14 protein-coding genes are annotated in these 17,790 nt (G+C 57.4%); 6 read left to right on the top strand and 8 right to left on the bottom strand.

Features of this window, described 5'->3' with window-relative positions; all coding sequences use genetic code 11:
- Positions 1–81: 81 nt before the first annotated feature.
- The gene (locus tag KTAU_RS04205; RefSeq protein WP_151727167.1) at positions 82–1,368 is read right to left on the bottom strand and encodes an alkaline phosphatase family protein; all 1,287 of its coding nucleotides are present in this window, start codon (positions 1,366–1,368) and stop codon (positions 82–84) included.
- 135 nt (positions 1,369–1,503) lie between these two features.
- Here KTAU_RS04205 and KTAU_RS04200 point away from each other — a divergent pair, with 135 nt between their 5' ends.
- A complete protein-coding gene (locus KTAU_RS04200) occupies positions 1,504–2,649 on the top strand; it encodes an acyl-CoA dehydrogenase family protein (protein WP_151727166.1) in 1,146 nt (381 codons plus the stop codon).
- A 382-nt stretch (positions 2,650–3,031) separates the two neighbouring features.
- Positions 3,032–3,910, top strand: coding sequence for a GNAT family N-acetyltransferase (locus KTAU_RS04195; RefSeq protein WP_151727165.1), 879 nt, complete (start codon positions 3,032–3,034; stop codon positions 3,908–3,910).
- A gap of 950 nt (positions 3,911–4,860) precedes the next feature.
- Here the strand turns inward: KTAU_RS04195 and KTAU_RS04190 are convergent.
- Positions 4,861–5,760 (bottom strand): DNA-methyltransferase, encoded by a 900-nt coding sequence (locus tag KTAU_RS04190; RefSeq protein ID WP_069802958.1) that lies wholly within the window; start codon positions 5,758–5,760, stop codon positions 4,861–4,863.
- Between the two features lie 521 nt (positions 5,761–6,281).
- On the opposite strand from KTAU_RS04190, the gene KTAU_RS04185 reads away from it, so the two are divergent.
- Positions 6,282–6,503 (top strand): hypothetical protein, encoded by a 222-nt coding sequence (locus KTAU_RS04185; RefSeq protein ID WP_151727164.1) that lies wholly within the window; start codon positions 6,282–6,284, stop codon positions 6,501–6,503.
- 122 nt (positions 6,504–6,625) lie between these two features.
- Here KTAU_RS04185 and KTAU_RS04180 read toward each other — a convergent pair whose 3' ends face one another.
- The 6 genes from KTAU_RS04180 to KTAU_RS04155 all read right to left on the bottom strand — a co-directional run bounded on the left by KTAU_RS04180 (position 6,626) and on the right by KTAU_RS04155 (position 12,990).
- On the bottom strand, positions 6,626–8,062 hold the full coding sequence (locus tag KTAU_RS04180; protein ID WP_151727163.1) for a glycosyltransferase family 87 protein: 1,437 nt from the start codon (positions 8,060–8,062) through the stop codon (positions 6,626–6,628).
- A gap of 291 nt (positions 8,063–8,353) precedes the next feature.
- Positions 8,354–9,304, bottom strand: coding sequence for a glycine betaine ABC transporter substrate-binding protein (locus KTAU_RS04175; RefSeq protein WP_151727162.1), 951 nt, complete (start codon positions 9,302–9,304; stop codon positions 8,354–8,356).
- Between the two features lie 133 nt (positions 9,305–9,437).
- The gene (locus tag KTAU_RS04170; protein WP_151727161.1) at positions 9,438–10,115 is read right to left on the bottom strand and encodes an ABC transporter permease; all 678 of its coding nucleotides are present in this window, start codon (positions 10,113–10,115) and stop codon (positions 9,438–9,440) included.
- 40 nt (positions 10,116–10,155) lie between these two features.
- Entirely contained in the window at positions 10,156–10,815 is a 660-nt protein-coding gene (locus KTAU_RS04165) for an ABC transporter permease (RefSeq protein WP_151727160.1), read from the bottom strand.
- Positions 10,816–10,939: 124 nt separating this feature from the next.
- The gene (locus KTAU_RS04160; protein WP_151727159.1) at positions 10,940–11,947 is read right to left on the bottom strand and encodes an ABC transporter ATP-binding protein; all 1,008 of its coding nucleotides are present in this window, start codon (positions 11,945–11,947) and stop codon (positions 10,940–10,942) included.
- Between the two features lie 731 nt (positions 11,948–12,678).
- The gene (locus KTAU_RS04155) at positions 12,679–12,990 is read right to left on the bottom strand and encodes a helix-turn-helix domain-containing protein (RefSeq protein ID WP_228026311.1); all 312 of its coding nucleotides are present in this window, start codon (positions 12,988–12,990) and stop codon (positions 12,679–12,681) included.
- A 348-nt stretch (positions 12,991–13,338) separates the two neighbouring features.
- Here KTAU_RS04155 and KTAU_RS04150 point away from each other — a divergent pair, with 348 nt between their 5' ends.
- The 3 genes from KTAU_RS04150 to proS all read left to right on the top strand — a co-directional run bounded on the left by KTAU_RS04150 (position 13,339) and on the right by proS (position 17,596).
- Positions 13,339–14,691 carry a hypothetical protein gene (locus KTAU_RS04150; RefSeq protein WP_151727157.1) on the top strand — a complete coding sequence of 451 codons (1,353 nt, stop codon included), beginning with the start codon at positions 13,339–13,341 and terminating at the stop codon, positions 14,689–14,691.
- Positions 14,692–15,243: 552 nt separating this feature from the next.
- Positions 15,244–15,579, top strand: a complete 336-nt coding sequence (locus tag KTAU_RS04145) for a tRNA-binding protein (protein WP_151727156.1) — start codon at positions 15,244–15,246, stop codon at positions 15,577–15,579.
- 559 nt (positions 15,580–16,138) lie between these two features.
- The gene (proS, locus tag KTAU_RS04140; protein WP_151727155.1) at positions 16,139–17,596 is read left to right on the top strand and encodes a proline--tRNA ligase; all 1,458 of its coding nucleotides are present in this window, start codon (positions 16,139–16,141) and stop codon (positions 17,594–17,596) included.
- The last annotated feature ends 194 nt before the right edge of the window (positions 17,597–17,790 follow it).

Here is a 17,790-nt window from a genome sequence, read left to right as displayed (position 1 = left end):
GTGGGGGGAGCCACAAGGACAGGCTCCCCTTGCTCTGGCGCTCTCTATCGAGGACCGAGGCCCTTCCGATGCTGGCGGCTTTCAAAGAGGCAGGAGCAGCAAGGGAATCTGCATCTCCGCCGGGGTCAGGCCGCCGTGATGGCCTCGGAAACGCATCTCGAAGCGTCCTTTTTCAAACCACCAGACGCTTTCCCCCGCATAAGGTAAGATGACAACATTGCCCACACGCTTCAGAAAGACCTCGCTGGGGGCCTGACGGCCAAAGAAATGGGCGGTGATCAGCTCCTGCGTTCGGTAGATCTCTGCCCGTCCAGCCAGGGCCTGTCTTAGTAGAGCAAGAGCCTCGTCCAGGGCTTCGTCTCTCACATAGAGAAACATATCGCGTGCCGAGCCTGCGGCGACCAGCGGGCGGCCCTGGCGTGTGGTGCGGAGGAGGGGAACCAGTTCCGGTAGCTGCACGTTCAGATAAAAGGTTGTTTCCGGACGAACGGGGACCATGCCGTGGTCGGCGGTGAACATCAGAAGCGTCTCGGAGAGCTTATCGTGTAGTGGTCGGTAAAAATGGGTTTCCAAAAGGCTCCAGAACTGGGTGATCGCCTCCTCAAACTCCGGAGAATCGGGACCAAAACGGTGACCGGCGGTATCGATCCCGTCGAAGTAGAGCAGATAGTAGGCTGGCCTGGCCTCATCGGCATGGTCTGAGAGGAGCTGCTCGCGCAGCTCATCAAGAGCCTGGGCCAGGGTGTCGAAGGCGTAGACGCGCGCCCCTCGAAAGACCGCGGTAGAGAACGTCGATGGGGTATAGGAGCGGTGCTGGAAGATCGTACTGCGCACACCGTGGCTCCCCAGCTTTTCGTAAAGCGTCTGTTGTGGATAAAAGGCTGAGGGCGGTAGGCCGCACTGCATCAGTGTATCGCGCGTGAATTCGCCCGCATATGAGAAGAGCAGAGGAGCAATCACCTCATCGACCAGTGGCTCATAGTAGGTCCATTCATAGATCCCACTCTGGCCCACTTCCAGGCCGGTGTGGATCGTTGTAGTGTGGGCTGCCGTGGTCGAAGGAAACTGCGAGGTGAGAAGCGAGACCGTGCCCTCGTTAAGAGCCAGTCGAAGCAACGGATGGCGCTCGGCATAGCGTTGCAAGAAGTGCCAGCCAAAGCCGTCGATAAAGAAGAGAATCAGCCGTTGATAGCGCTGGGGCAATGCTCCAAAAACATCGATGGGCAGGGCACTCTCGCCCGCGCCAGTCAGCAAGGTCAGGATGGTACCTGGAATGTTGGCAAAGCAATAGGTGTCGTAGAGTGGCCTGACGAAAGCTTGCGAGAAGCGGGCCTTCTCAACGGCCTGCACAGAAGCTGTATTCAGCATACCTGGTTCGCTTTCCAGAGGGAGGATCGATGCTCGCCTGGTTCATCATATAATAGAGTATACGCGACTTGCCGCACAAAAGATAGAGCACACAAGCGCAGTCCGTTTCCGCTGAGAGAAAGGATAAAGCCAAAGATGGACTTCGAACTTCCTGAAGAGCACCGACTGGCCTACGAAAGCGCTCTGCAGTTTGCACTCCGTGAGATCAAGCCTCTGACACCGGAGCTTGAGCGCAGCGATGATTTCCCGCGCTGGCTCTGGCAAAAGCTGGCAGCCCAGGGTTATACCGGCATTGGTATCCCTGAGAGCTACGGTGGTAGTGGCGGCGACTTCTTGATGGCTGCCCTGGTAGCGCGCGCCATTGGGCGGGCCAACGGAGGCATCGCCATGTCATTTGGAGCGCATTTGAACCTCTGTGCTCATAATATTTTGCGCAATGGAACAGAAGAGCAGAAGCAGCGCTATCTCCCCAAACTTGCGTCAGCCGAGATGATCGGCGGGCTGGCCCTGACCGAGCCTGATGCCGGCTCCGATGCTATGGGTATTCGTACGACGGCGCGCGCTGTTGATGGGGGGTTCGTGCTCAACGGTACTAAGGTCTTTATCACCAATGGCCCGATCGCCGATTTGCTCATTGTCTACGCCAAAACCAAGCCAGAGGCCGGTAGTCGTGGCATTACCGCCTTCCTCTTCGAGACAAAGACGCCAGGCTATCATGTGGCGCGCAAGATTGAAAAGGTCGGCATGCATGGCTCGCCCACGGGGGAGTTAGTCTTTGAGGAGGCTTTTGTGCCAGCGGAAAACGTTCTGGGCCGGGTCAACGAGGGCTATCGGGTGGTCATGAGCGGGCTTGATCTGGAGCGGGCCTTCTTCGCGGTCAGCATTGTAGGCGGGATCGAAGCCGCGCTGGAGCTTTCGCTCAAGTATGCTCGTGAGCGTCAGCAATTCGGGCAACCCATCGCCAACTTTCAGCTCATTCAAGCCAAGTTGGCCGATATGTACACCGATCTGGAAGCAGCCAGGCTGCTAGCCCATCGAGCCTTGTGGCTGGCGCAGCAGGGGCAGCGCGTCAGTAAGGAGGCGGCGGCGGCCCTGCTCTTTACGGCTCGTGCTCAGTGGCGAGCGGCAAACGAGGCGCTGCAGATTCATGGTGGCTGGGGGTACACCACCGATTTCGAGGTCGAGCGCATGTGGCGCGATGCCCGCCTGGCGGAGATAGGGGCGGGGACGACCGAGATTCGCCAGCTGATTATTGCGCGCGAGTTGCTTGGCCTGCGCTAGTCCCCTGTGGCTGCGGTCGGCTGTCGGATTGACTCCTTGCGACCATCGAGATCGAGAGGCAGCAGCTAGCTCTGATTCTTCAGCAGGCCCGCCCGGTGGGCGCCAGCGCCGTAGCGTCTCCTGGTTGACAGGGGAGCTGAGGCTATGGCAATGTATAGAGCGACAGCAGAGAACCTTTGTGGCAGAGAGAGCAGAGCACTACGCTGGCCCTGTAAAGCCTCTCTCTGCTGCACCCGGTTTGGCTGGGTCGGGTAGAGAGAGGTAGAGAGGCTGAGGGCGAGCGTCTGTAGCCCCCCTGCGGAGAGGTACTGAGCCGACGTGAGCCGCGCCGCAGGGGGAATGTGCTCGAAGTAAGCAACTGACTAGATTGGACCAGCGAGACATGCAGAAACACGGTCTGGTGCGTAAACGTACGCTGGCGGTTGAGGAATTGCAGGAGATTGCCGCCCTGGCGGCCCTCTGCCAGGAACGTGAGGGGATTGCAGTGCGCCTGCTCTGGGAGATGTTGCGGTCGCGCTCGGGGCAGGTGACCAATGACTTTCTCTACTATGAGGATGGCCAGTTGCTCGGTTATCTGGCACTCTATAGCTTCAATCCGCGCGAGGCCGAGCTAACGGGTATGGTTCATCCTGACAGGCGTCGCCAGGGTATCTTTTCGCTGCTCTTCCGCCTGGCCAACCAGGAGCTGAGGTCTCGTGGTGTGCCGCGGATTCTGCTCTTTTTTGATCGCAACTCGCTGGGGGCCCAGGGCTTTGCGCAAGCGGTAAAGGCGCGCTATCACAACTCGGAGTATCGAATGGTGCGCGAGTTGGAGAGTGCTCCCCTCCGGGTGGAGCGACAGGATGGAGTGCGTATTCGCCCGGCCAGGGCAGATGAGGCACCTCTGCTGACGCACATTACGGCGCGGGCTTTTGAGATGACGGAGGATAGAGCGCTCTTAGCGGAGACGACACGGGATATTACCAGTCCGCGGCGCGTGACGCTAGTAACGGAGGTGGCTGGCGAGGTTGTTGGGCTGATCCGTTATATCGATGATGAAGACGAGGCCTTCATCTATGGCTTCTGTATGTTGCCCGAGCACCAGGGCAAAGGCTACGGACGCCAGACCTTGGCCTGGACGGTTGAGCATGTTCTCCGCCGGCGTCCGCGCCGGATTGCGCTAGAGGTGGATACCACCAACGAAGGTGCGCTGGCGCTCTACCGCTCCTGTGGCTTCGAGATCACCACCACCTTTGATTATTACGAGGTGCCAGTTGGCTGATCGGGCTGGTTCAGTAACAGCCATAAGTCGTGAAAGAGCAGGTCCTGAAAGGACTTGACTTGCCCCTGGAGTCTCTGGTCTGCGCCCAGTTCAGGCCGATAGTCTACATAGTAGACTCCTTCCAGACGTCTCAGGAGATAGCTGTAAACGAGGAAATGATTTATTTTAAAGGTTGATCGAACACAGAATTCATTATCGCCAATAGTGGCTCTTTGAACGTCATGGAGAAAGACAGCTACAACTGGCGTTTTTCTCTTGAGAAGTCTATCGAGCAAATACTTATCGAGAAAAATCTTGTCGAGCCGGTCCTTGCTAGTGGTTTTGATAGAGGCGATAATCTCACCTGAATGTAGATAGGACTCTGAAGAAGAAAGCTGTCTCTCTTCGGGGGAAAGGACAATATCAAGCTCATATGACATATGCTCGGCTGTGGTATCTGGCACAGGCAGCCTGATTGTTCGTGGACTGCTTTTTAAACCAACTTCGTGAAAGATCTGCTTAATGAGACCTTCAAATAACTGACCCGTTCGCTTTCGAGATTGATTAGAGCTTTCTAAAGAATCGCTAATGCTCCCGATGATCTGCTGAATTAGACTACGCGGTTAATTAGACTATCTGCCTGGGAAAACCGCGAAAGGGCAGCCCACTCCCCTCTTGCGAGACGCAGGTCTTCTAGCATGTCTTTGAAGACTTCAAAGTTATATTCAAACTCATCAATATCATTAATAAATAAATATCTATTTATTGGTCGTGTTATTCTTCTTATTCCTAGTAGATTCTGGTAATTTAGGAACATATATTGAGGATGTGAGGAAGAGACAACGCACTCGATTGGTGACACTTTCATAAATTTTATGAAATCAGTACAGTAATCTTTATATTCATCTAATTGCTGGAATGCAAGAGTGTCGAGCATCTTTTTCTGAAATCTCTGCAGAATGCGGTTATAATCATCTGATTGACTGTCTGCGCCTGGCGTTCTCCTGGTCATATAAAATCCACCTCTCTATCGGCCAGTCCTCGACAAGCTCGAGGCGTTCAACTGCCCAGTGACAGTACTCGACGGATATATCGCAGCCCTTCCAGCGACGCTTGAGCTGCTCGGCGACGACAGCGGTGGTGCCGGAGCCGATGAAGGGGTCAAGAATTAGATCACCTGGGTTGGACGAGGCGAGCACTATTTTGCGCAGCAGCTCTTCAGGCTTTTGTGTTGGATGAGGAGTTTTCTCGTGCATGCCGTTGCAGGTCGTGGGGATCTCCAAGACATCGCGTGGCTTGGCTCCGTGTGGATGTGGTTGCCAGAGATGCGGGTGGCCTCGTCCATACTGGCTACTTGCAGCTTGTGGATGCTCGGGGTACTTCAGGGTATGGTTGCCGTAGGGGATGCGTACCGCATCGATATTAAACGTGAATTGCCGCGTCTTGCGGAAATGGAGGATGCTTTCATGCGAGCGTCCCCAGTCTCTACCAAGATTCGCTTTGTTCTTGTAATGCCAGACAAGCCAGCGGCAGCCTTGGAAATAGCGGGAAGCGGGCAGGCGCAGGTCAGCCAGAATCTCGGAGTAACCGCAGATATAGAGGGTACCTGTTGGCTTCAGCACACGCGCAGCCTGCTCGATCCACTGTAAGGACCAGTCCACGTATGCCTGCTGTGATTCAAAGCTATCCCATTCAGCTTTTTTGATATTGTAAGGCGGGTCGGCAAAGATGAGATCGACGGACTCACTTTCCAGCGAGCGCAGCCAGGCAATAGCATCTCCGACCCAAATCTCCCCATGAGGATGACGGTAGAATAAGTAAGGTTCCTCCCTGTGAACTGCAGGTGGCTCGTACACAATGCCTCGTCTCACAGGTTCTCCAAAAAAGCTCGGTAGTTCTCGCTCCCCTTTCTGGGCTCGCGCTCTAAAAGCCACGGACAACCACCTCTCTCATCCCTCGGGCTGACGATGCTCTCCTGATGAGGGATCATGTATTTACTACAGCTATGATACCATGCACCGCCCTCTGGGAACTAGTATGGGGTGAGCCTTTCCCAGGGCTTCCTGATCAAATAGCCAGGGGCAAGGAGGGCTACGGGCGAATGGAGCGACCGGCAGAGCCACGCCATCGGAGATCGCGCGATTGGCCCGCATTGATTCCTGTGAAAAGCTGTAGATTGGCTGTGGTTACGCAACCATCTTTCCTCTATGGTTGTTTCTAGGAAAGGAAGAACAATGATGGCAACATGAGCGGGCGGGATGTGGCTAGACCAGGTCGTTCATCGAATCTCTCCCCGGTCAGCAAGGCAGCTGCTAGCTACCGCTGCGCACGGTCGCCGTCGATCCAAGTACGTTGGTTGGCACATGGCCTGTCCTCATTCAGGAGGTACCTGGTGACTGGCATACTTCTCCTCTTACTGCTGATCTTGCTGATCGCGTTGCTCGACATCGCGGCCCTCCTCTGGGGAGCGGATAGCCGCGATGGTCCTGACAGCCCCGAATGGCAGCGGCGCGGCTCCTGGTTCCTACCCATCGACCATGCGCGTCCCTCGGGCCGCAGCGCTCATGAGACCTATCTCTATCGACGCCCACCTTATGATGAGCGAACGTCGTAACAAGAAGCTGTCCTATTCTCACAGGTAGCTGGCTCTGAGAGGAAGCTGCCTGCGAAAGTCTAAGGCATCTCTGACATCGAACGGGGCGCGGCAATGACGCAGCGCCTCTTACCAGGCGACCTCTACTTACGGACGCGACGATACAGGCTCAGCGCTGTTGCCAGTGTCAGCCCGAGGAGCGGAGGCCAATAGACCAGCGCATAGTAGAGTGTCCAGTCGCGTTCATACATGAAAAAGTAAGCCAGCGGAGTCGTACAGGCAAAATACCAGGCCCAGAAAGCTATTGGCCTTCCCAATCCCTGCTTGCTCTCGCTGCAGGTCAGGAGCAGCGCGGCCAGCGGAATCAGCACGGTCGTATACCAGGGGAAAATATGGGCTGACACGGCAAACAAGGCGCTGATCAGGAACAGAGCAGCGGCCTCTCCTGAAAGGTGACGTCGCCGGCGCAGCCAGAGCACTGCCAGCGCCGAACCTCCCATGATTGCCCCGATCACGGCCTCCTCCAGCCAATGCAGCAAGACCGGATTCAGAGAGGTATGCAGGGCCAGCCAGTGGCTCAGTTGCTGAGGTAAGCCTGCGTTCGGGGTATAGCTGCCGGCATAGCTCTCAAAGGGACTGAGCAACTGGCCGTGCCCCAAAATCAGGTATGGCAGGTAACCAGTGACCAGGGTCACGGCCCAGGTTGTCAGCAGGAGCCAGTCGCGCTGGCGGGCGATGGCGAGCAGCAACAGGGCTGGATAAAGGCGTACTAGTGTTGCCATGCCCAGCAGAAAGCCGGTCGTGGCCCGTCCGCGGTGGCTGGTATATTCAGCTGCCAGCAGAGTTAAGATTGTCAAAAGCACCGCTGGCGCATCGACGTGGCCCTGAATGGCGAACTCCGCCACTGGCAGCGGACACCAGGCATAGAGTACACAGCGTCCTGCGTCCTTACCCCTCCGATACAGCAGCCAGGCCAGAGCTGCGCAGGTCAGCCAGTCGCAGCCCACGAAGATCGCCTTCAAAACCGTTAGATTGCTGGGCGCCAGTAGATAGCTGACCAGAAAGAAGAGCTGGGCACCGGGCGGATAGAGCGTTGGCACATTGCGATAGCGGCTGTTGGCAAAGACAAAATCGCGCAGGTGGATGAAATGTGGATCACCGGGAGCATAGACGTAGGGGCTGTAGCCCAACAGCGTCACGCGCGCGTCCCACAAGTAGCGCCAGGCATCTGGCGAAAGCACTGGGGGGATGGGCAGCAGCATCAGACGGAGCAGTAGGGCCCCGCCTAGGAGCAGTCCAAGCTCAAAGAGGCGCGCTCGATCTGAGAGTGGCCGGCTAGTCAGCACAACCAGGCAGGCCAACAGATACGGAAGAAAGGTCAGCAGCCAGTGCCAGACGAAAGCATTGATCAGAGGGGCTGGGCTATCGGTGGTGGGAGGATTGATCAGCAAAGGTATTTGTAGAAGCAACTCTAGAAGCAACAGTACAGCGAGCAGAGCAAGACGTCGGCTTGAAGGCAGCGGGAAAGCCGCTGGCTTGCGTATCTTTTGCTGCTCGACCTCTCTGGCCAACTGTGCCATCGCTCTCTCCCAGAACGACGATCGGGAAGCAGAAACAGGGCCGCCCTGGCTGCGGCCTCAGTCGCATTCATGATAGCACATGGCTCCCCTGTTTGCCTCTGCTCAACGGGTTCTACACCGCCTGGGGGAACAAGGAGAGAGAACAGGATAAGCCCGGTACGAGCGGGAGCTGGTGGCCAACCGCAGCCAGGCAAAGCAGGGCTGCTGCCCTGCCTTTGGCCATAGATAGGAGGCAGCAGCCCTGTCAGTCAAAGCCTGGATACGTGCCCGAGGCTGGCGCGCAGAGAGTTCCTAGAGCAGGCCAACGCTCTTCAGCCAGTTCGTTGCCACCTGCGTAATCGCCTGGGAGCGCGGCGTACCGCTATTGACGGCCTGAGTCACCTGACGCTGCAGGTCGATGCTAACCTGGGTGGTTAGCTTTGGAGCCAGGGGATTGAGGGCAGTAGCGATAGCTGGCGCCTTCTTCAGGGTATCCTCCCGCACAATGGGGGCCGGATTGTAAATCGGGAAAGCGTTCTTGTCGTCTTGCAGCAGTACAAAGCCATTCTGATCGATGAGCGCGCTCGTCGTATAGCAGACATTCAGCTGCGCCTGATTCTGCTTCACGGCGTTAAAGGTCAGCGCCTCATCCATCACGATCACCTTCTTGAAATGGATGCCATAGATCGACTCCATCGTCTGTAGCGGCTCCTGACCATCTGTTGGGGCCGCGACTGTCAGCTGTGAAGCCACAGCAGCTGGAAGCTGGGAGAGCTTCGTAATCTGCAAAGGGGCGGCGGCCATCTTAGGGGCGCAGATCCCATAGGTATCATTGAGCGGGGCCACATCCAGCCAGACAATCTTGTACTTGCTCTCAAAGCCCTGCTTCACCAGCTCGTAGTCCTTCTGCGGATCGTGCGTCGTCTGCAAGCCCAGACGTTGCAGGCCCGTGGCCGTAAATTCAGGATAGAGATCGATAGCGCCGCTCATAATGGCATTAAAGACCACATCGTTGGTGCCAAGAGCTGGCTTTTCAATCACCTTGAAGCCGGCGTGACGCAGCAGGAGGGTGTACATCTTTGTCAGAAGCTGGGCCTCGACATCGAGCTTCCCGCCGACCGTCAGCGTGATCTGGCTATTAGGAGAGGACCCGCCACCCGAGCTGGAAGAGCCACCACAGGCGGCCAGGGTCATCAGGCTGATCCCCACTACAGACAACAGGAGCAGCGCGCGCAGGCGCGCTAGCAAGGCAACAGAGCGCATAGACTCTCTCCTCATACAATCCAAATAAGACAGGCTGACTCCACTCTCAGTATAGCCATCGAGCAAGAATGAAGAGTTGAACAGTGAGCGAAAGGCAGAAACAACTGACCAGACTCTCACCCCAGCTTGATCCTTAAGCCCGCGCAGCTTCACTCAACGCTGTCTCCTGGACCCGCAGACCGGCGGGCGTCAGGGCGCGCTGGAGCCAGCCCATCAGCAGCTCAATCAGTAGTGCCAGCAGGGCTACCGGCAGGGCCCCTGCCAGAATCTGAACGGTCTGAAACTCATAAAGGCCATTGACAATGTACTCGCCATAGCCGCCAGCTCCAATAATAGCCGCTAATGTGGCTGTTGCCACGATCTGCACTGCCGAAGTGCGCACACCAGCGGCCACAATGGGCAGTACCAGCGGCACCTGGATGCGCAGCAGGATCTGCCGCGTGTTGAGGCCCATCCCGCGCGCAGCATCGATGATCGCCGGCTCGATGCCGCGAATGCCAGTATATGTATTGAGCAGGATTGGCGGAATCCCCAGTAGTGTCAAAGCGACGATCGTCGGCTTAAAACCCACTCCCAGATAGGGGAGAGCGGCAGCCAGGAAAGCAATAATGGGGATAGCGCGCATCAGACCACTGAGATTAACAGCCAGGAATGACAATAGAGGACTGCGGACCACGGCCACCCCGATGGCAATGCCGAGCACAGTCGCCAGGACCACAGAGACAGCGCAGACCTCCAGGTAAGCGACCGTATGGTCCCAAAAAGCATTGGCTGGATCAAGAATGAACTGCCACAATTGGACGAGCAACATGGGGATCTCTCTCTTTTCAAGGCTTCTTCAGCGGGCTGGCCTAAGATGCCAGGGCCAACTGACTGCGTCCCCGTTCCAGTGCGCGCTGTAACAAGAGCAGCAGGAGATCGGCCACGAGCGCAAAGAGCGCCAGAAGAATCGCCCCGCCCAGGATCGTATCGTAGTCCCCCAAGGGGATACTCTTGAAGATCAAGTCGCCCAGCCCTCCCTGGTCTACTAACGAAGCCAGCGAAGCAATGCCAATCGTCGTGACAGTGGCCACACGAATCCCTGCTATAATCACGGGCATGGCCAGCGGCAGTGTGACACGCCAGAGAATCTGGAGCCGGTTCATGCCCATTGCCCGCCCGACCTCGATCAGCAGCGGATCGATGCTGCTAATGGCCGTGGAGATGTTGCGTACCAGCACCAGCTGGGCATAGAGCACCAGGGGAATGACCACCGTGGCCAGCGATAGCCCGGTGACCGTGACCAGAATACCGATCAGGGCCAACCCGGGGATTGTGTAGAGCAAGCCCATCAAAGTAATGACGGGAAGACGCAGGCGGCGGTAGCGCACAATCAGGAGCGCAAGCGGAAAGGCAATAGCCAGAGCGATCAGCATGCTAATCGCTACAATCGTGAAGTGCTGTAGAAGAAGGTTAGGGATACTGCTTGGATCGGAAAGGTCATAACTTGAAGGACTTGTTAAGTAACGCATAAAGAACCCCGTCAAGGAAAAACGGTCCAGAGACCAAGAGGCAGCAAAACAACTACTGGCAGCAGATGGTCTTGCCATCCTCGCTGGAGCAGCTCAGCGCCCCGTGCCCAGCTCTGCCGGGCCTTTAGTGGGTTGGGCTGGCCGTCGCCTTTTCTGCCTCTGCATGCCGGGCGGTAGTGATCGCCTGATTAATAGCGCTCAGGGTAATCGTGCCGATGGGGGCCTGGCTCTGCTCATCGTAGACAATCAGAGAGTGAGCGCCAGAGGCGATCAGGCTCATCAGGGCCTCTAGCAGCGTTGCCTCTGAAGAGCAACGTGGCTGGTTCTCATACCCGCCGGCTGCCTCTGTCCCTGTCAGCATCGCGCTTCTCACGGGCAAGTACTGAAGCTGACGCTGAATATTGTCGGACCCGATAAGGCGGCTCACAAACTCGTTAGCAGGCTTCAGCAGCAGATCGACCGGGGTGCCGATCTGAACAAGGCGGCCCTCGGAAAGAATCGCGATCTGGTCCCCCAGGCGGAAGGCCTCCTCCACATCATGGGTGACGAACAGGATCGTCTTGCGCATCTCGCGCTGGATGCGCTGTAGCTCGTCCTGTAGATGGACGCGTGTAATGGCATCGAGCGCACCGAACGGCTCATCCATCAGGAGGATGGCCGGGTCTGCGGCCAGGGCGCGAGCCAGACCGACGCGTTGCTGCTGGCCGCCAGAGAGCTGACGGGGGTAGCGCCGGCGATATTCTGCGGGGTCCAGGCCCACCAGGGTCAGCAACTCATCGACACGCCTCTCCATGCGGGCCTTAGACCAACCAGCGATTTCGGCAGTCAGGCGCACATTCTCGGCAATGGTCATGTGGGGGAAGAGGCCGACCTGCTGAATGACATAGCCAATGCGCCGGCGCAGCTGAATAGGGTTTTCCTCCAGAATAGAGTGGCCATCGATGGTAATCGTACCGCTGCTTGGCTCGATCAGGCGATTAACCATGCGCAGCAGGGTTGTTTTCCCTGAGCCGGAGGTGCCCAGCAGCATGCAGATCGAGCTTTCGGCGACCTCGAAGCTGACATGATCGACGGCGGGCTTGCTGGCACCGCGGTAGTACTTGCTGACCTCATGAAACGCAATTCTGGCCATGCGACACTCCTTCGCTAGAGCAATGCTTGCTGCTCTCTCTGACTGATCCCTCTGCGCAGCTCTCTCTTCACCCACGGTCTGCGTTTGTGGACAGTGACAGAGCATGACACGCTGCCGCTGTGCCAGCTGTTGCCTTGTGAGCGGATGGCTTGCTGTTGCCTCCGCTGGTGTCGGGAGAACGGAGTTCCGTCCCTCTCCTTGCCTTTCTCTAGCGCTTGCTCGATCGGAAAAGAACCTCTTCATTATGGCATACAGCCGTCTCCCCCTGCAAGCTAGCCAGCTACAGCCTGACAGCACGCGGGCAAGTCTTCACCATACAGACACGATGCAAGCCCCATCGAGGTATAGCTAGAAATGAGAAAAAAGGAGAGGAACGACTTGCCGCAGGCCAATGCTTGCAGCCGCCCTTGGAGAAAGGTTGCACCGCGTCTCGCCGATCCGCACCGCCGCCTTCATTGCTGTCGAGACAAGTTTTGACGGAAGTGCTGAAGGTACGAGGTGCGACCAAACAAATGGGGAGGCGTGTGTGTTACAGGTGTGGCCTTCTCATGGTGGTGTGTGGGGAGTGGACTCCTCACGCGAGAATACTAAGCATGGAAAAATGCGCAGTTTCATCCTCTACAGCGTTTTATCACGCGCTACGGCTCTCCCTCAGTGCTTTGCCTGGCCCCTCACTTCGTGGCCTCTTCGAGGCAGAACCTGGCTTATGCTGAGCACTGCGTGTTTCCTTCTCAGCGCTTCACGTCATCTGGTTCATCCTCTGGGTCGGGGAGTTCTTCAAACAGTGCCTCCATTGGGACACGCAACGCCTTGGCAACCTGAGCCAGGGTCGTGTAGGACGGTCTGTAGCTGTCTGGCTCCTTGATCATCTTGCTGATCAATTGGTCTTGCACCCCGGACTTTCTCGCCAGCCAGGACTGCGTCCGGCCCTTTTCTTGCAGCACTTCCCTCACCCGTAGTCGATACACGTGTCGCTCCCTGTTTTCGTTGTCTCCCAGAATAGGGTAAGGGATGATGGCATTGAACGCTAGCCAATATTTCACCAATACACTTCACGGTATTGATTGCTATATATTTTAAGGTGTATACTATTGTATAGTATGATTGTATAGAGCAAGCAGAAGCGTTGTCACACAGTGCATTCGTCTGGTTCCGAGCTGTCGCCTCTGGCGCAGCCCCTGTGGCGTATGGAAGTGCTGTAAGCAAAGGAAGTAGAGGGAGAGTATGGTAGAGACGTATCTGATTATTTCTTGTGTATATGGTGTTTTTGTGACACTACTCTGTGCTATGCTGCTGTTCATGTCTATAAAGTATGAAGCTGGTTATATAGATGCCATGACATGTGCTGACAGTGTAAAGCCTGATTGAGTACGTTGCGAAGGAGGAAACAGATGAGTACGCCGCTGTTGCCATTTGTGCCGCCGCCAGAGGGCCTGCTCAGGCTCCCTCAAGCGCTGCTGGAGCACCTGGAACAACCGGAATGGGGTCAGGCACACCTGCGCCTGCACATTGGAGGCGGAAAGATCTACTGGGGCGTCTCCCAAAACGAGACGGACATCGTCTATGCAGTCACGGATCTGCCCGCCTGGCTGGCGTGCACAGAGTGCCCACAGACCCTAGAGGGGCGCGTCCTGGCCTACAAGGCGAAGACGAGCGGCAAAGAGAGAGCAGGGACAACGCTCCTCGCCGAGTGGAAAGACGGCCTCCTCTTGCTGCAAGGCCAGGCCCCGCTCCTGGTGGCTCCATCCCCGTTGCTTGCCGCCTTGCAGGAAGCAGCCGAATGCCGCGCCCGTGCAGAGACCATCGAGGCGGGCTATCTTCCCTGGCAGCTTTTTGAACCGCCACGGGAGTGGCTCTACTGGCCGGGGCATGGCCTTGCTGCTGTTGTGCCACCTCAGCCGAGCGAAGCGAGCACGAGCGAGATGCTGCTATTTGTCGCCTCTGGGACAGGGCGTGACGCCTCTGGCGCAGTTCCTGCCCAGGTGCCTCATGCTGGTGCTGGCGACAAGCCTCAAGCTCCCCCGCTGCTTGCGTTTGCCTATCCCCCTGAGCTGGCACCGTTCTTCATGGACATGATCGTTGTGCGATTGCAGGAAGAGGAGGAGCAGGAACAGGAGGTACGCATCCTGGTTGCTGGCAGAGACATCCGAGGCCGGGGCGAGGAAGCTCACAGTTACGTGCTCACGTCTGCTCGCCTGATCCCGACCCTGACCCAGATCCAGGACGCCCCCGCTGGGACGCTGCACGTTGAGGCTGCCATGCAAGACGTGCTGGCTCCTCCAATTGCTGAGGCGCAGATCAACACACCGGATTTCCTGGCCGCTGGCTTTGACGCGCTGGCCAGCCGCTTCGACTACGCCCCTGTCGACGTCTGTTTCTTCCGCCACACCGTGCGGTTCAGGACCATTACCACGGAGGAAACAGAGCGTCTGCGCCAGTTAGACGAGGAGGAAGCGCTCTGCATGGCAACCGCAGAGGAGGGCGATCTGAGCCTTATCCTGGAGGCGTCCGCGCCCTGTCTCGAAGGAAGCACACCGCGAGATGGTCAGGATCAGGAGCAGGATGAGCCACGCGGCGCCCCAATGGCGCAAGGCGTCCTCAAAGCCAGCCAGATTGCGGCGGTCCTTGCGCCATTTGCCGCGGCGCCCTCGCCGATCGTCATTGGCATGGGGCGCCGCACCTTTTTTGCGCGCTCAGACCAGCTCTTTTTCATCGTGCCACTATGCTCGTGCTCGCTCTCGTAAGAGCGCCAGCAGGCACAAAGCCGAAAGATGCCCGAGCAAGGGGGGCCCTCCTGAGCGCCCCTCTGTTCCTATTCGCCTGGTTGCTTCCCATCTCCCCTACAATTTTTTGATAGAAATCTGACAACTTCCCCATACTTTCTTGAAGTTCTCGGCGTATGATCTTGACGTAACGATAGAGGCCCTGCACAACGAAGCAGTTGCGATGCGGCTTCTCTAGCCGGCGGATTGGCACACAATTTGCACGCACATGATCTCTGTCATGAGAATCCAACCAGGGCGGGAGGTGAGAGCAGCGGCCTGAGCTGATCGACAGTTGTGTGTTCTGGCGTACCCATTCTGCTTGGACCATACCATCCGGAGGCACCCGGATCGCGCGAAGGATCGGCGATCCGGGTGTTTTTTCTTGCTTGCTTGGGAGGCCGCTCAGCACGAACGCTGCTCGGAACCCCTGCCAGGTAGTGAGACCTTGTGCTATAATAGGCGCCACGCCAGGATGGTAAAGGGGATGCGACGAACGGGGCACTAACAAGGAAGGAGGATCGTATCGTTGTTATGGCAAGCATCAGCTATGAAGACTTTGAAAAAGTCGATATTCGGGTGGGCAAAATCGTGGCCGTCGAAGATTTTCCTCAAGCGCGCAAGCCCGCCTATAAGCTGACCATCGACTTCGGTCCTGAGATCGGCCTCAAACGCTCCTCCGCTCAGATCACCAACTATGCGAAGGAAGAGCTATTAGGCATGCAAGTCGTAGCCGTGGTCAATTTCCCGCCCAAACAGATCGGCCCCTTTCGCTCTGAGGTCCTGACCCTGGGCGTACCCGACGCTGACGGCAAAGTCATCTTGCTGACCCCCACCAGAGAGGTACCTCTTGGGGGACGCATGTTTTGAGGAGGCGAGGCAGATCTTCTCTCGTCTCTTCCTCTTCCGCCTCACCTGCTTGACAGCCCACAGCAAAAGGTGTATCCTGAGCGCCAGAGCAAAGCGCAGCTGCGATTAACCCAAAGATAGCATAGTGGAGTGCGGTGATCAGGACTAGTAGGCGTGGCGACCGTTCGATAGCGAGCCGGGACGGTGCAAGCCGGTGAATGGGACCGCGCTGAACCCACCTGAGAGCGTCGGCGAAGAGTCGACCGGTGCCCTCCCCGTTAACGGAGGAGACGATTGGGATTTGCCTGCTAGGGCAAGGTGCTGGCTGGCTACTGGCCTGCTTGCAAGAGAGGAGGTTGTCGCTGGGGCCGGGGCTTGGGTGAGACGAGTTGCTGCTGGAAGGAAGATAGCTGGCTGCCTGGTCGTACGAGTGGGGCTGTCTCGCAAGAGGCCGCTCAAGTAAGGTGGTACCACGGGTCTCGGTGCTCGTCCTTCTCGAAGGGCGAGTTTTTTTATTGGGCTGTTTCTCTTCCTATCCGTCTGCTGTCTGCTCTCTGCGAGAGAAAGGGTGTTCTTCACTATGGCCGAAGGAGCAAAGGAGAAGTACGTCGAGGAACTTGTCGATCAGAGTGACGATTTTTCACGCTGGTATAACCAGGTCGTCCGTAAAGCTGAGCTGGCCGATTATGCGCCGGTGCGCGGCTGCATGATTATCCGCCCCTATGGCTATGCCATCTGGGAGCATATTCAGCGCCTGCTCGATGCCCGCTTTAAGGAAACAGGGGTGATGAATGCCTACTTTCCCCTGCTCATCCCGCGCAGCTTTCTGGAGCGGGAAGCGAAGCATGTGGAGGGCTTTGCCCCAGAAGTGGCCTGGGTGACGCGCGGAGGCGGCGAAGAGCTGGAGGAGCCCCTGGCTATTCGCCCCACCAGCGAGACGATCATTGGCTACAGCTTTGCCAGGTGGATTCAGAGCTATCGCGATCTGCCGCTCTTGATTAATCTCTGGAACAATGTGATGCGCTGGGAGAAGCGCACGGTGCTCTTCCTGCGCACCGCCGAGTTCCTCTGGCAGGAGGGTCATACCGCCCATCGAACGCTGGAGGAGGCTGAAGAGCGCACGCGCCTGATGCTGGAAGTCTACCGCTCGTTTGTGCAAGAGGATCTGGCGATCCCTGTGCTTCACGGGCGCAAGAGCGAGAATGAGAAGTTTGCCGGAGCCTTGCGCACCTATTCCCTGGAGGCGATGATGCGCGATGGCAAAGCGCTGCAGTCGGCCACCAGCCATAATCTAGGCCATAACTTTGCGCAGAGCTTCGATATCCAGTATCTGGATGCTGATGGCCAGCGCAAGTATTGCGCGACCACAAGCTGGGGCCTGAGCACGCGCATCATTGGCGCTATCATCATGGTTCACGGCGATGAGTCGGGTTTGATTCTGCCTCCGCATGTCGCTCCCTATCAGGCCGTGGTTGTGCCGATCTGGCGCAAGGATGCCGATCAGGGGGCGATCATGGAGGCCATCGGGCGTATCGAGCGCATGCTGAAAGGCAAGGTGCGGCTGAAGGTTGATTTGAGCGACAATACACCAGGCTGGAAATTTAACGAATGGGAGCTGCGTGGAGTGCCGGTGCGTATTGAGATTGGGCCGCGCGATGTGCAGAACAATAGTGTGGTCCTGGTGCGCCGCGATAACCGCGCGAAGGAGGCCGTGGCGATCGATGCCCTGGAGACGCGCCTGCCCGAGCTGCTAGCGGAGGTGCAACAGGCTCTCTTCCAGCGGGCCCTGGCCTTCCGCGAGGAGCATACCTACTACGCTGAGACGTACGACGAGTTTAAGGAAATTATGAGCGAGAAACGCGGCTTTGTGCGTGTGAAGTGGGCAGAAGATAGCGAGGCTGAGCTGGCGATCAAGGAGGAGACGAAAGCCACGCTGCGTGTGATCCCCTTTGATCAGCCCGAAGGTGGGGTTCAGGGACGTTGCTTCTACACGGGAAAGCCGGCAACCTGCGAGGCCGTCTTTGCGCGCTCATATTGAGCATGGGGATCTGGGTGAGACTGTTCTCACCCAGGCCATGAGGTGCTGTCTCGGGCAATCGATCCTGGCCAAGGGGCAGTCTCCGGAGCAGTCTCAGATAGCTCTGCTTGGGGCTGTCCCTCGCTGCCTTCGTCCAGGCAAGGACGCTGAAGCCGGGCGTCCGGTGCCGGTGGGTCCGACGGGAGCAGCCTGGC

Source organism: Thermogemmatispora aurantia, assembly GCF_008974285.1.
GTDB classification, from domain to species: Bacteria; Chloroflexota; Ktedonobacteria; order Ktedonobacterales; family Ktedonobacteraceae; genus Thermogemmatispora; species Thermogemmatispora aurantia.
This window is presented reverse-complemented; position numbering and strand designations above follow the sequence as displayed.

What these genes read in the sequence shown, in the direction of transcription:
- KTAU_RS04160 (WP_151727159.1), bottom strand. Translation starts at nt 11,947, where the DNA reads ATGGCCAGAATTGCGTTTCATGAGGTCAGCAAGTACTACCGCGGTGCC.
- KTAU_RS04200 (WP_151727166.1), top strand. Translation starts at nt 1,504, where the DNA reads ATGGACTTCGAACTTCCTGAAGAGCACCGACTGGCCTACGAAAGCGCT.
- KTAU_RS04165 (WP_151727160.1), bottom strand. Translation starts at nt 10,815, where the DNA reads ATGCGTTACTTAACAAGTCCTTCAAGTTATGACCTTTCCGATCCAAGC.
- proS (WP_151727155.1), top strand. Translation starts at nt 16,139, where the DNA reads ATGGCCGAAGGAGCAAAGGAGAAGTACGTCGAGGAACTTGTCGATCAG.
- KTAU_RS04175 (WP_151727162.1), bottom strand. Translation starts at nt 9,304, where the DNA reads ATGCGCTCTGTTGCCTTGCTAGCGCGCCTGCGCGCGCTGCTCCTGTTG.
- KTAU_RS04205 (WP_151727167.1), bottom strand. Translation starts at nt 1,368, where the DNA reads ATGCTGAATACAGCTTCTGTGCAGGCCGTTGAGAAGGCCCGCTTCTCG.
- KTAU_RS04170 (WP_151727161.1), bottom strand. Translation starts at nt 10,115, where the DNA reads ATGTTGCTCGTCCAATTGTGGCAGTTCATTCTTGATCCAGCCAATGCT.
- KTAU_RS04150 (WP_151727157.1), top strand. Translation starts at nt 13,339, where the DNA reads ATGAGTACGCCGCTGTTGCCATTTGTGCCGCCGCCAGAGGGCCTGCTC.
- KTAU_RS04195 (WP_151727165.1), top strand. Translation starts at nt 3,032, where the DNA reads ATGCAGAAACACGGTCTGGTGCGTAAACGTACGCTGGCGGTTGAGGAA.
- KTAU_RS04180 (WP_151727163.1), bottom strand. Translation starts at nt 8,062, where the DNA reads ATGGCACAGTTGGCCAGAGAGGTCGAGCAGCAAAAGATACGCAAGCCA.
- KTAU_RS04145 (WP_151727156.1), top strand. Translation starts at nt 15,244, where the DNA reads ATGGCAAGCATCAGCTATGAAGACTTTGAAAAAGTCGATATTCGGGTG.